The organism is Streptomyces viridochromogenes (genome assembly GCF_001270495.1).
GTDB lineage: Bacteria > Actinomycetota > Actinomycetes > Streptomycetales > Streptomycetaceae > Streptomyces > Streptomyces viridochromogenes_A.
On the sequence record NZ_LGUR01000094.1, the window covers coordinates 152,781 to 165,009 of the forward strand.

General features: G+C 67.7%; 13 protein-coding genes. 7 read left to right on the plus strand and 6 right to left on the minus strand.

Annotation, left to right across the window (positions count from 1 at the left end):
- Positions 1–128: 128 nt before the first annotated feature.
- The gene (locus ADK36_RS10730; protein ID WP_048581463.1) at positions 129–1,631 is read left to right on the plus strand and encodes a glycosyltransferase family 87 protein; all 1,503 of its coding nucleotides are present in this window, start codon (positions 129–131) and stop codon (positions 1,629–1,631) included.
- Positions 1,632–1,724: 93 nt separating this feature from the next.
- On the opposite strand, the gene ADK36_RS10735 is transcribed toward ADK36_RS10730, so the two are convergent.
- From ADK36_RS10735 to ADK36_RS10745, 3 genes are all read right to left on the minus strand, one after another.
- Positions 1,725–2,756: an alanine racemase gene (locus ADK36_RS10735; RefSeq protein WP_048581464.1), complete on the minus strand. Its 1,032-nt coding sequence runs from the start codon at positions 2,754–2,756 to the stop codon at positions 1,725–1,727.
- Between the two features lie 98 nt (positions 2,757–2,854).
- Positions 2,855–3,973 (minus strand): peptidoglycan bridge formation glycyltransferase FemX, encoded by a 1,119-nt coding sequence (gene femX, locus ADK36_RS10740; RefSeq protein ID WP_048581465.1) that lies wholly within the window; start codon positions 3,971–3,973, stop codon positions 2,855–2,857.
- A gap of 217 nt (positions 3,974–4,190) precedes the next feature.
- Complete coding sequence (locus ADK36_RS10745) at positions 4,191–4,502, minus strand: hypothetical protein (protein WP_048581466.1); 312 nt, start codon at positions 4,500–4,502, stop codon at positions 4,191–4,193.
- 264 nt (positions 4,503–4,766) lie between these two features.
- Here ADK36_RS10745 and rpsF point away from each other — a divergent pair, with 264 nt between their 5' ends.
- The 4 genes from rpsF to rplI all read left to right on the plus strand — a co-directional run bounded on the left by rpsF (position 4,767) and on the right by rplI (position 6,499).
- Positions 4,767–5,057, plus strand: coding sequence for a 30S ribosomal protein S6 (gene rpsF / locus ADK36_RS10750; protein ID WP_005482942.1), 291 nt, complete (start codon positions 4,767–4,769; stop codon positions 5,055–5,057).
- A gap of 77 nt (positions 5,058–5,134) precedes the next feature.
- A complete protein-coding gene (locus ADK36_RS10755) occupies positions 5,135–5,716 on the plus strand; it encodes a single-stranded DNA-binding protein (protein ID WP_053197107.1) in 582 nt (193 codons plus the stop codon).
- A gap of 81 nt (positions 5,717–5,797) precedes the next feature.
- Positions 5,798–6,034, plus strand: coding sequence for a 30S ribosomal protein S18 (gene rpsR, locus ADK36_RS10760; protein WP_003949403.1), 237 nt, complete (start codon positions 5,798–5,800; stop codon positions 6,032–6,034).
- Between the two features lie 18 nt (positions 6,035–6,052).
- Entirely contained in the window at positions 6,053–6,499 is a 447-nt protein-coding gene (gene rplI, locus ADK36_RS10765; protein WP_048581468.1) for a 50S ribosomal protein L9, read from the plus strand.
- Between the two features lie 142 nt (positions 6,500–6,641).
- Here the strand turns inward: rplI and ADK36_RS10770 are convergent, their stop codons facing one another.
- Positions 6,642–7,979, minus strand: coding sequence for an MATE family efflux transporter (locus tag ADK36_RS10770; RefSeq protein ID WP_048581478.1), 1,338 nt, complete (start codon positions 7,977–7,979; stop codon positions 6,642–6,644).
- Positions 7,980–8,438: 459 nt separating this feature from the next.
- Between ADK36_RS10770 and dnaB the strand changes: the two genes are divergently transcribed.
- The gene (gene dnaB, locus ADK36_RS10775; RefSeq protein ID WP_030049433.1) at positions 8,439–9,917 is read left to right on the plus strand and encodes a replicative DNA helicase; all 1,479 of its coding nucleotides are present in this window, start codon (positions 8,439–8,441) and stop codon (positions 9,915–9,917) included.
- An 89-nt stretch (positions 9,918–10,006) separates the two neighbouring features.
- Entirely contained in the window at positions 10,007–11,398 is a 1,392-nt protein-coding gene (locus ADK36_RS10780; protein ID WP_053197109.1) for a serine hydrolase domain-containing protein, read from the plus strand.
- 47 nt (positions 11,399–11,445) lie between these two features.
- On the opposite strand, the gene ADK36_RS10785 is transcribed toward ADK36_RS10780, so the two are convergent.
- Both ADK36_RS10785 and ADK36_RS10790 read right to left on the minus strand, forming a co-directional pair.
- On the minus strand, positions 11,446–11,898 hold the full coding sequence (locus tag ADK36_RS10785; protein WP_048581470.1) for a GNAT family N-acetyltransferase: 453 nt from the start codon (positions 11,896–11,898) through the stop codon (positions 11,446–11,448).
- A 9-nt stretch (positions 11,899–11,907) separates the two neighbouring features.
- Positions 11,908–12,229 (minus strand): MarR family winged helix-turn-helix transcriptional regulator (locus ADK36_RS10790; protein ID WP_053197111.1); only part of this gene is annotated, 322 nt, incomplete at its 5' end.

A 12,229-nucleotide genomic window follows, 5' to 3' on the forward strand; every position in this document is an offset into this window, starting at 1 on the left:
TGCCGCTCCTACGGCCCACCAGACGGCGGCCTGTTTCACGTGAAACGTCGGTTTCACGTGAAACACTCAGCCATCGCGCGCCCATCGCCCCCGCACTGTTCTCAGACTGGTACGGCAGGATGTGCCCCATGCCCAGTGCAGAGACGACGCCCACGAGCGTGCACGAGCCCGACATGGTGCGGCCGACCAAGGAGGACGAGGTCGCCGCCAACGGGAGTGAGCTGATCGGCGGCCCCATCGGGCGGCGTGCCCTGCTCGGGACGTCCTGGTGGACTCCCGTGCGGATCATCGCGCTCGTGGCGATCGGCATGTTCGCCCTCGGCCTGGTCCAGAAGGCGCCCTGCTACAACGGCGCCTGGTTCTTCGGCGCCAGCTCGCAGTACACGCATGCCTGCTACTCGGACATCCCGCACCTCTTCCAGGGGCGTGGCTTCGCTGACGGGCTCGTGCCGTACTTCGACAAGCTCCCCGGCGACATGGAGTACCTCGAATACCCGGTGCTGACCGGTGTGTTCATGGAGGTCGCCTCCTGGCTCACGACCGGTAGCGGCACCATCCAGCACCAGGAGCAGTGGTACTGGATGGTCAACGCCGGGATGCTGATGGCGTGCGCGGCCGCCATCGCGGTCTGCGTGACGCGCACGCACGCCCGGCGCCCCTGGGACGGACTGCTGGTCGCCCTGGCGCCCGCCTTCGCGCTGACCGCGACCATTAACTGGGACCTGCTGGCCGTCGCCCTGACGGCAGCCGCGATGCTGATGTGGTCGCGCGGCCGCGCTCTCGCCTTCGGCATCCTGCTGGGGCTCGCCACGGCCGCGAAGCTCTATCCCGTCTTCCTGCTGGGCCCGCTGCTCGTCCTGTGCTGGCGTGCGGGCAAGTGGCGGGACTTCGGGAAGGCGCTGGGCGGTACCGTCGTCGCCTGGCTGGTCGTGAACCTCCCGGTGATGCTCCTCGCCTGGGACGGGTGGTCGCAGTTCTACCGGTTCAGCCAGGAGCGGGGCGTCGACTTCGGTTCCTTCTGGCTGATCATGGCCCAGAACTCCACCGATCCGCTGAGCACGGAGACCGTCAACACGCTCGCCACACTGCTGATGCTGCTGTGCTGTGTCGGCGTCGCCGCGCTGACGCTCACCGCGCCGCGACGTCCACGTTTCGCCCAGCTGGCCTTCCTGATCGTCGCGGCGTTCATCCTCACCAACAAGGTCTACTCGCCGCAGTACGTCCTGTGGCTGGTCCCTCTGGCCGCGCTGGCCCGGCCGAGGTGGCGGGACTTCCTCATCTGGCAGGCGTGCGAGGTGGCGTACTTCCTCGGGATCTGGCTGTACCTCGCGTACACGACCAGCGGGAACGCCCACAAGGGACTGCCGCCCGACGGCTACCACTGGGCCATCGCCGTACACCTGCTGGGGACGCTGTACCTGTGTGCCGTCGTCGTACGGGACATCCTCATGCCGGAGCGCGATCCCGTGCGCCGGAGCGGCGACGACGATCCCTCGGGCGGGGTCCTCGACAGGGCGGAGGACGTGTTCGTGCTCGGCCCCGCGGCCCATCCTCCGCGGCACGCGGCCCACTTCGACGGGCCGCCTGTGGAGTGGGGCGGCCGGGGGGCGACGAGCGACGGTTCGCTCTGAGCGAACAGGTCGTAGGGAGCAGACGCGAAAGGCCGTACACGGGTTCCTCCGTGTACGGCCTTTCGCTGTTACGGCGTTCCGAGCGGCGGACGCTCAGCGGTCGACGAGCCGGTCGAACTGCGTCGTGGTGTGGCGCAGATGGGCGACCAACTCGTCGCCGACCTTCGGCTCGGGGGCGTCCGCGGGGACGAACAGGATGGAGACCTGCATGTGCGGCGGCTCCGCGAACCAGCGCTGCTTGCCGCCCCACACGAAGGGCGAAAGGTTCCGGTTGACCGTGGCGAGGCCGGCCCGGGCCACGCCCTTGGCGCGCGGCATGACGCCGTGCAGGGCCTTGGGGGCCTCCAGACCCACCCCGTGCGACGTACCGCCCGCGACGACCACCAGGAAGCCGTCGGAGGCCGCCTTCTGCTGCCGGTAGCCGAAGCGGTCACCCTTGGAGACGCGCGTGACGTCCAGCACCGCGCCGCGGTACTCGGTGGCCTCGTGGTCCCCCAGCCACAGCCGGGTGCCGATGCGGGCGCGGAAGCGGGTCTGCGGGAACTGCTGCTGGAGGCGGGCGAGTTCCTCGGCCTTCAGGTGGCTGACGAACATCGTGTGCAGCGGCAGCCGGGCCGCCCGAAGGCGGTCCATCCAGCCGATGACCTCCTCGACGGCGTCCGAGCCGTCGGTGCGGTCCAGCGGCAGGTGGATGGCGAAGCCTTCGAGCCGGACGTTCTCTATGGCGGCGTGCAGCTGCGGCAGCTCGTGCTCGCTGACTCCGTGCCGCTTCATCGAGGACATCACCTCGATGACGACACGGGCGCCCACGAGGCCGTACACGCCGTCCACCGACGACACCGAGCGGATGACCCGGTCCGGCAGCGGCACCGGCTCCTCGCCGCGCCGGTACGGCGTCAGCACGAGCAGGTCGCCGCCGAACCAGTCCTTGATGCGCGCGGCCTCGTACGTCGTGCCGACGGCGAGGACCTCGGAACCCAGACGCGTGGCCTCTTCCGCCAGCCGCTCGTGCCCGAACCCGTAGCCGTTGCCTTTGCAGACCGGGACGAGGCCCGGGAACTGCTCCTGCACGTGCTTGTGATGCGCCCGCCAGCGCGCGGTGTCGACGTAGAGCGTGAGCGCCATGGCCGGACCTGGAACCTTTCTCGTGGCTGCGGTGTATCAGAGGTATGGAAGCTATCGACGGTGCAGCTGCTGACGGTATCGAAGCAGAGAGCGCGAGGTCAGCGACGCGACATGTAGATGTCGAGCGCCTTGTGGAGCAGCTTGTTGAGCGGGAAGTCCCATTCCCCGAGGTACTCGGCAGCCTGCCCGCCGGTGCCCACCTTGAACTGGATCAGGCCGAAGAGGTGGTCGGTCTCGTCCAGCGAGTCGGAGATGCCGCGCAGGTCGTAGACGGTCGCGCCGAGCGCGTAGGCGTCTCGCAGCATCCGCCACTGCATCGCGTTCGAGGGCCGGACCTCACGGCCGATGTTGTCGGAGGCGCCGTAGGAGTACCAGACATGTCCGCCGACGATCAGCATGGTCGCCGCCGACAGGTTCACGCCGTTGTGCCGGGCGAAGTACAGCCGCATGCGGTTGGGGTCCTCGGTGTTGAGGGCCGTCCACATGCGCTGGAAGTACGACAGCGGGCGCGGCCGGAAGTGGTCGCGCACGGCCGTGATCTCGTACAGGCGCTGCCACTCCGCGAGGTCCTCGTAACCGCCCTGGACGACCTCGACGCCGGCCTTCTCGGCCTTCTTGATGTTGCGCCGCCACAGCTGGTTGAAGTTCTTGTGGACCTCTTCCAGGGACCGGTTGGCCAGCGGCACCTGGTAGACATAGCGGGGCTGTACGTCGCCGAAGCCGGCCCCGCCGTCCTCGCCCTGCTGCCAGCCCATACGACGCAGCTTGTCGGCGACCTCGAAGGCGCGCGGCTCGATGAAGTCGGCCTCGATGTCGCGCAGCCGCTTCACGTCCGGGTTCTGGATGCCCTGCTTGATGGAGCCCGCCTCCCAGCGCCGGATGATCACCGGCGGGCCCATCTTCACGGAGAAGGCGCCCTGGTTCTTCAGATGCGCGAGCATCGGTTCCAGCCAGTCGGTCAGATTCGGCGCGAACCAGTTGATGACCGGGCCCTCGGGCAGATAGGCGAGATAGCGCTTGATCTTGGGCAGCTGCCGGTAGAGGACGAGCCCCGCGCCGACGAGTTCACCGCTCTTGTCGAACCAACCGAGGCTCTCCGAGCGCCACTCCGCCTTGACGTCCGCCCAGGCCGGGACCTGCATGTGGCTCGCCGACGGCAGGCTCTGGATGTATGCCAGATGCTGCTCGCGACTGATCGTCCTCAGGGTCAGGCTCATTCGGGGCGCTCCTCGGGCTGGTGTGTCCCCATGGGTACAGGGGCTCCGGCTCTCGCGCCGAAGCCTACTGCGCCTTTCGAGCGCCCCGACTGGGCGTACGGCAGCTTCGCCCCGGCCTGGTGGCCGCCGAGGCGTTCGATGGAGCGCTATTCGGTGTTCTACCGGTGTTCGGAGGACAAACTCCGTGGCCGGTGTGGGGAGAGCAGTGCCCCTGGCGTCAGAAGACCCCGCCGAAGAGGCCGCCGTGCGCCATGCCGAGGAAGAAGCCGACCGCCGAGGCGCCGAGGCCGATGATCAGTCCGAAGCGTTCGCGGGTCGTCACCGAGATCCACTGCCCGTACGCGCCGGTGAGGATTCCCACCAGGCCGGTCCAGGAGCTGAGCAGGTGCAGGTTGTGGAACATCGCCGTGACGAAGGCCGTGATGCCCAGCACCAGGGTCACCACGAGCAGGGTGTCCTGGAGAGGGTGGGGCTTTCCGTCCGTGGCGAAAAGACCTCCGACGGTGTTGGGTCGCAATGCCTGTGCCATAGGGCACCTCCTGCGGAAGGCGGCGCATCGTAGCGCCATACACACCCGATGTGTACAGATTGTGGGCGACAGCGGCCGGATTTCAACCGGACGCCGGTGTGCGGGTACTGTGTAGCGTCTGCACCGGTGTCTGCCCGGGCCAGCTCGGGGAAACCGCGAGGTCACCCCCGATTGTCAGTGGCGGCCGATACCGTTGCGTACGCATCACGACCCTCCTGCCACGGAACGACCGTGGCCGCTGAGTCCAAAGGAGGTGGGTTCCACATGCGTCACTACGAGGTGATGGTCATCCTCGACCCCGATCTGGAGGAGCGCGCTGTCGCCCCTCTGATCGAGAACTTCCTCTCCGTCGTCCGTGAGGGCAACGGGAAGGTCGAGAAGGTCGACACCTGGGGCCGTCGTCGTCTCTCGTACGAGATCAAGAAGAAGCCTGAGGGCATCTACTCGGTCATCGACCTGCAGGCCGAGCCTGCGGTCGTCAAGGAGCTCGACCGCCAGATGAACCTGAACGAGTCGGTCCTCCGGACCAAGGTCCTCCGCCCCGAGACCCACTGAGCTTTCCCGCTCAGCTGATCTCGGGATTCGAGTAGCAGCACAAGCAGCCAGCAGCAAACCCGCCGAGAGGTTCCCCCATGGCAGGCGAGACCGTCATCACGGTCGTCGGCAATCTTGTCGATGACCCCGAGCTGCGCTTCACCCCGTCCGGTGCGGCGGTCGCGAAGTTCCGTGTCGCGTCCACCCCCCGCACCTTCGACCGTCAGACCAACGAGTGGAAGGACGGCGAAAGCCTCTTCCTGACCTGCTCGGTCTGGCGTCAGGCGGCGGAGAACGTCGCCGAGTCGCTCCAGCGAGGCATGCGCGTCATCGTGCAGGGCCGGCTGAAGCAGCGGTCCTACGAGGACCGTGAGGGCGTCAAGCGCACGGTCTACGAGCTGGACGTCGAGGAAGTCGGCGCCAGCCTCCGCAACGCCACGGCCAAGGTCACCAAGACCTCCGGTGGCGCTCGCGGTGGCCAGGGTGGTTACGGCGGCGGTGGCGGCGGCTGGGGCGGTGGCTCCGGTGGCGGCCAGCAGGGCGGTGGCGGTGCTCCCGCCGACGACCCGTGGGCGACCGGTGCTCCCGCCGGTGGCCAGCAGGGCGGCGGCGGTGGCGGCTGGGGTGGAAACTCCGGCGGCGGCGGTGGCGGCGGCTACTCGGACGAGCCCCCCTTCTAGGCCTTCGGGCCAGGCCTGCGGGCCGGTCCGGGTCAAAGGGCGGGTCGTACCCAAACTTCTTGATCACACAGGAGAAACACCATGGCGAAGCCGCCTGTGCGCAAGCCTAAGAAGAAGGTCTGCGCTTTCTGCAAGGACAAGGTCACGTACGTGGACTACAAGGACACGAACATGCTGCGGAAGTTCATTTCCGACCGCGGCAAGATCCGTGCCCGCCGCGTGACCGGCAACTGCACGCAGCACCAGCGTGACGTCGCCACGGCCGTCAAGAACAGCCGTGAGATGGCGCTGCTGCCCTACACCTCCACCGCGCGATAAGGGAAGGGTGACCGAGACATGAAGATCATCCTCACCCACGAGGTCTCCGGCCTCGGCGCCGCGGGCGACGTCGTTGACGTCAAGGACGGTTACGCTCGCAACTACCTGATCCCGCGGAAGTTCGCTATCCGCTGGACCAAGGGTGGCGAGAAGGACGTCGAGCAGATCCGTCGTGCTCGCAAGATCCACGAGATCCAGACCATCGAGCAGGCCAACCAGGTCAAGGGCCAGCTCGAAGCGGTCAAGGTTCGTCTGGCCGTCCGCTCCGGCGACGCCGGTCGTCTCTTCGGTTCCGTCACCCCGGCCGACATCGCTTCCGCGATCAAGGCTGCTGGTGGCCCCGAGGTCGACAAGCGCCGCATCGAGCTCGGCACGCCGATCAAGACCCTGGGCGCTCACGAGACGTCCGTGCGTCTGCACCCCGAGGTTGCCGCCAAGGTCAACATCGAGGTCGTCGCGGCCTGACCGCTGCGTTCGGCTTGTACAGCTGAATGAAGGGGCCGTACCCGCTCGGGTACGGCCCCTTCGCTGTGTGGAGAGCGGACTGTGTCCCAGGCAGCAGAAGCGCGTCTGTTTCACGTGAAACAGCGTGTTTCACGTGAAACAGTCAGCGCGTCGCGCCCGTGACTATCCAACGGCCCGAGCGGGAGCGCATCCAGAGCGTCAGCATGCGCATCGTCATCATCAGCGTCATGGCCGCCCAGATCGCGGTCAGGCCGCCGCCGAGCGCCGGGACGAGCAGCGCGACCGGAGCGAACACCGCCAGAGTGAGCACCATCGCCCAGGCGAGGTAGGGGCCGTCGCCGGCGCCCATGAGGACGCCGTCCAGGACGAAGACGATGCCGCAGATCGGCTGGGAGATCGCCACCATGAGAAGGGCGGGCAGGGCCGTGTCCTGGACGACCGCGTCACTGGTGAACAGGGGCAGGAAGAGCGGCCGCGAGATCACCACGAGTAGTCCAAGTGCGACGCCGACTGCGATGCCCCACTCCACCATGCGGCGACATGCGGCCCGGGCGCCCTCGGCATCGCCGGCGCCGAGGTACCGGCCGATGATGGCCTGCCCGGCGATGGCGATGGCGTCCAGTGCGAAGGCGAGCAGGCTCCACAGCGACAGGATGATCTGGTGAGCGGCGATGTCGGCGTCTCCGAGTCGCGCCGCGACGGCCGTGGCAATCATGAGGATCGCCCGCAGTGAGAGGGTGCGGACCAGCAGGGGTACGCCGGCCTGTGCGCAGGCCCTTATCCCCGCCGCGTCGGGGCGCAGGGAGGCACCATGCTCGCGGGCACCGCGAACGACGACCATGAGATATATCGTGGCCATGCCGTACTGGGCGATGACGGTGCCCCAGGCGGATCCCGCGATGCCGAGGCCGGCGCCGTAGACGAGGACCACATTGAGGACGGCATTGGCGACGAAGCCTGCTCCGGCGACATAGAGCGGTGTCTTGGTGTCCTGTAGTCCACGCAGGACGCCGGTGGCGGCCAGCACGACGAGCATGGCCGGGATGCCGAGTGCGGAAATCCGTAGGTAGGTGGTTGCGTACGGGGCCGCTGTGTCCGAGGCGCCGAAGAGTTCCACGAGGAACGGTGCCGTGGGCAGGACGACCGCGACGACGACGGAGCCGAGCAGCAGGGCCAACCAGATACCGTCCATGCCCTGGCGGATGGCGGCCTGGAGGTCGCCGGCTCCTACGCGTCGGGCAACGGCCGCTGTGGTGGCGTAGGCGAGGAAGACGAAGACGCTGACGGCTGTCATGAGAAGGGCTGAGGCGACCCCGAGGCCGGCGAGCTGTGCAGTGCCGAGATGGCCGACGATCGCGCTGTCGGCCATGACGAAGAGGGGCTCGGCGACGAGTGCGCCGAAGGCCGGAACGGCCAAGGCGACGATCTCTCGGTCGTGCTGTCGCCGGGCGGCCTTGGGGGTCGCGGGAGCCTGTGTCATGACCACCAATCTAATCGTCCACAGGTAAGAGATGCAATGATGTTCTGACCCTTACTTGACGTCTCGTTGTGTGTCCTTCCGCGCACTGTTCGAAGGGATCTTGGTCCGACCGGGAAAGTTTTTCTTCTGCACAGCCGGTGGACGGTAAACACGCAGGTCAGAGGTGCAGTGTGGGAATCGATCGGAGCTTGTTCACAGGGCTGTCCACCGTGTCGTGCACAGGTTTTGCGGAGTTCTCCACAGCATCCGGGCCGTCGTCCACATGGCCTGTGGATAACCAGATTGGCTGACGGTGCCCGCGGGCCTACCGTGGTCCGGCGCCCACTCCGTCCGTCGGCCGGGAAACCCTCACAAAACCGACGTGCCAGAACCAGAGTTGGGCCTCTCGAATGTCAGTGGCGTGCCGTAGAACTGAGGGGCACGGCGAGGTCCGCTCGGCGGACGGGAGGAGGTGGCTCGGTGAGTATTTCCGAGCCCTTGGACGACCCGTGGGCCGACAGCGGTCCCAGTGATCGTCTGCCCGCCTCCCGCCGGCGTGGTGACGGTGGCCGGGGACGCGACGAGCAGCATGATCGCGGCCGGGACAGCGGTCAGTGGGACGGCGGCGGTTCGGCCTTCGAGCGAGTGCCGCCGCAGGACCTTGACGCCGAGCAGTCCGTTCTCGGCGGCATGCTTCTGTCCAAGGACGCCATCGCCGATGTCGTCGAGGTCCTCAAGGGCCACGACTTCTACAAGCCTGCGCACGAGACGATCTTCCAGGCGATCCTCGACGTCTACGCCAAGGGCGAGCCGGCCGACCCCATCACGATCGCCGCTGAACTCACCAAGCGCGGCGAGATCAACAAGGTCGGCGGTGCCTCGTATCTCCACACCCTCGTCCAGACGGTGCCGACGGCGGCGAACGCCGAGTACTACGCGGAGATCGTCCACGAGCGGGCCGTCCTGCGCCGACTCGTCGAGGCCGGCACCCGCATCACGCAGATGGGGTACGCGGCCGACGACGACGTCGACGAGATCGTCAACCGCGCCCAGGCGGAGATCTACGCGGTCACCGAGCAGCGCACCAGCGAGGACTATCTGCCGCTCGGCGACATCATGGAGGGCGCGCTCGACGAGATCGAGGCGATCGGCTCCCGCACCGGTGAGATGACCGGGGTGCCCACCGGGTTCACGGACCTCGACTCGCTCACCAACGGCCTGCACCCGGGCCAGATGATCGTCATCGCTGCCCGTCCCGCCATGGGTAAGTCCACGCTCGCGCTGGACTTCGCGCGGGCGGCGTCGATCAAGAACAACCTGGCGAGCGTCATCTTCTCCCTGGAAATGGGGCGCAACGAGATCGCCATGCGCCTGCTGTCGGCCGAGGCGCGCGTGGCCCTGCACCACATGCGCTCCGGCACCATGACGGACGAGGACTGGACCCGCTTGGCGCGCCGGATGCCCGAGGTCTCGGCGGCGCCGCTCTACATCGACGACTCCCCGAACCTGTCGATGATGGAGATCCGAGCGAAGTGCCGTCGGCTGAAGCAGCGCAATGACATCAAGCTCGTGATCATCGACTATCTGCAGCTCATGCAGGCCGGTGGTTCGAAGCGTTCCGAGAGCCGTCAGCAGGAGGTCTCGGACATGTCCCGTAACCTCAAGCTTCTGGCGAAGGAGCTCGAGGTCCCGGTGATCGCGCTTTCGCAGCTCAACCGTGGCCCCGAGCAGCGCACGGACAAGAAGCCGATGGTGTCCGACCTGCGTGAGTCCGGCTCCATCGAGCAGGACGCCGACATGGTGATCCTGCTGCACCGCGAGGACGCCTACGAGAAGGAGTCGCCCCGGGCAGGCGAGGCGGACATCATCGTGGGCAAGCACCGTAATGGCCCCACGGCGACGATCACGGTTGCCTTCCAGGGCCACTACTCACGATTCGTGGACATGGCGCAGACCTGATCGCGGACCGCACCCGGCAGTATGAGTTCCCGGATCCAGCTTCGGTATATGAACTCGACTCCCTCTGGCCGGCAGGGTGGACTGGGGGAATGACGACACCTCAGGAAGCGCTGCTCCCCGCCACGCGCCGGGCGTTGCTGCACCGTATCGCCGTGGCCCAGGCCGAAGGACGTGCGCCCTCGCTGGTCGCCGCGGTTGTTCGGGACGGCCGCGCGGTGTGGCATGGATCGCGTACCTCGATGGACGGGCACGCCCCGGACGAGAACGTGCAGTACCGCATCGGCTCGATCACCAAGACCTTCACCGCCGTTCTCGTCATGCGACTACGTGACGAGGGCCTGCTGGACCTCGGTGACCCGCTGGAGAAGCACCTTCCGGGCACCGGTGCCGGGGAGTGCACCATTGCCGAACTGCTCGCACATACCAGCGGGTTGGCGGCCGAGTCACCAGGGCCCTGGTGGGAACGGACCCCTGGATCCCTACGGCCCGAGCTCTCCGATGTCCTGGGTGAACAGCCTTTCGTGCATCCGTCCGGCCGCCGCTTCCACTACTCGAACCCCGGCTACACGTTGCTGGGCGCACTGGTCGAGAAGGTGAGAGGGGCCTCGTGGGAGGACGTGCTCCGGTGTGAGGTGCTCGAACCGCTGGGGCTGAGCCGGACGAGTACACGGCCGCAGGCGCCGCACGCGGGTGGCTGGGCGGTGCATCCCTGGGCCGATGTGATGATGCCCGAGCCCATCGAAGACCTCGGCCGTATGGCACCGGCTGGTCAACTGTGGTCGACGACCGATGACTTGGCCCGGTTCGCGGCCTTCCTGATCAAGGGCGACGACCGTGTGCTGAGCGCCGATTCGCTGCGGGAGATGAGGACGCCGGCGGCTCCGCCGGAGGCGGCGGACGTGGCGAGTGGCTATGCGTACTGCCTGGGACTGGAGATCCGGCATCAGGACGGCAGGACCCTCGTCGGCCACACGGGATCGCTCCCGGGTTTCCTCGCCTGCCTCATGGTGAGCGTGGAGGACGACCTGGCCGCCGTCGTCATGGCCAACTGCACATCGGGGCCCCTCGCGTTCTCGGTCGCCGCCGACCTGGTCCGTATCGTCGCCGACGCCGAGCCGCGCATCCCCGAGCCCTGGCGCCCGATGCCCGAAGCCGACGCGGGACTCTTGGAGTTGGCCGGCCAGTGGTACTGGGGGACGTATGCCTTCGCCCTGCGACTGACCGCCGACGGACTGGTCTCGCTGGAGCCGTTGTCCGGCAAGGGGCGCCGCTCGCGATTCCGGCCCAACGGTGACGGCACATGGACGGGCTTGGAGGGGTACTACGCCGGCGAGCTCCTGAAGGCTGTACGACGCCCGGACGGGGCGGTGGACCACCTGGACCTCGGGTCGTTCGTCTTCACGCGCCAGCCGTACGACGAGGGGGCTGCCGTGCCGGGCGGAGTGGATCCGGACGGGTGGCGGGGGAGCGGTTCGTTCTGACGGTCCGGAGAGGTGCCTGTTTCACGTGAAACAGGCACCTCTCCGGGTCACAGCTGGAGCTTGAAGCCCACGTGTGAGGCCGTGAAGCCGAGACGCTCATAGAAGCGGTGGGCGTCAGTACGGGTGTTGTCGGAGGTCAGCTGCACCAACTGGCAGTTCTGACGCCGGGATTCAGCGACAGCCCACTCGATGAGTTCCGTGCCCAGGCCGCTGCCGCGCTCGTCGGTGTGGATGCGCACGCCTTCGATGATGGAGCGGGTCGCGCCCTTGCGGGAGAGCCCGGGAATGACCGTGAGCTGGAGCGTGCCGACGACGCGGCCCTCGCGGAGGGCGACGACCAGGTGCTGGTTCGGGTCGCTGCTGAGCCTTTCCCATGCGGTCAGGTACGGCGTCAGATCGTCCGTTGACTCGCGCTGGGCGCCCAGCGGATCGTCCGCGAGCATGCCGACGATCGCGGGGATGTCATCGGCGACGGCGGCTCGTATCTCAAGATCTCCCATGACCGCACCTTATGCGGGCGCCGAGAGCGACTCCACGACGCGGACCAGCGGGGCCAGCTGGGGGTTCTCCGCGGCCTTGTCGAGGGCCTCGCGCAGGGCCTTGTCATTGGTCGGCCGTGCCGCTTCCAGGAGGCGGCGGCCTGCTTCGGTGATGTCGGTGTAGATGCCGCGGCGGTCGGTGGGGCAGAGGTAGCGGGAGAGCAGGCCACGGTCTTCGAGGCGGGTGACGAGCCGGGTGGTGGCGCTCTGGCTGAGGACGACGGCGTCGGCGACCTGCTTCATCTGGAGGTGGCCGCCTTCGCCGCTGTGCTGGCGGCTGAGGACGTCGAGC

Excerpts from the sequence above, each read along its gene's own strand:
- ADK36_RS10730 (WP_048581463.1), top strand. The coding sequence starts at position 129 with ATGCCCAGTGCAGAGACGACGCCCACGAGCGTGCACGAGCCCGACATG.
- ADK36_RS10735 (WP_048581464.1), bottom strand. The coding sequence starts at position 2,756 with ATGGCGCTCACGCTCTACGTCGACACCGCGCGCTGGCGGGCGCATCAC.
- femX (WP_048581465.1), bottom strand. The coding sequence starts at position 3,973 with ATGAGCCTGACCCTGAGGACGATCAGTCGCGAGCAGCATCTGGCATAC.
- ADK36_RS10745 (WP_048581466.1), bottom strand. The coding sequence starts at position 4,502 with ATGGCACAGGCATTGCGACCCAACACCGTCGGAGGTCTTTTCGCCACG.
- rpsF (WP_005482942.1), top strand. The coding sequence starts at position 4,767 with ATGCGTCACTACGAGGTGATGGTCATCCTCGACCCCGATCTGGAGGAG.
- ADK36_RS10755 (WP_053197107.1), top strand. The coding sequence starts at position 5,135 with ATGGCAGGCGAGACCGTCATCACGGTCGTCGGCAATCTTGTCGATGAC.
- rpsR (WP_003949403.1), top strand. The coding sequence starts at position 5,798 with ATGGCGAAGCCGCCTGTGCGCAAGCCTAAGAAGAAGGTCTGCGCTTTC.
- rplI (WP_048581468.1), top strand. The coding sequence starts at position 6,053 with ATGAAGATCATCCTCACCCACGAGGTCTCCGGCCTCGGCGCCGCGGGC.
- ADK36_RS10770 (WP_048581478.1), bottom strand. The coding sequence starts at position 7,979 with ATGACACAGGCTCCCGCGACCCCCAAGGCCGCCCGGCGACAGCACGAC.
- ADK36_RS10780 (WP_053197109.1), top strand. The coding sequence starts at position 10,007 with ATGACGACACCTCAGGAAGCGCTGCTCCCCGCCACGCGCCGGGCGTTG.
- ADK36_RS10785 (WP_048581470.1), bottom strand. The coding sequence starts at position 11,898 with ATGGGAGATCTTGAGATACGAGCCGCCGTCGCCGATGACATCCCCGCG.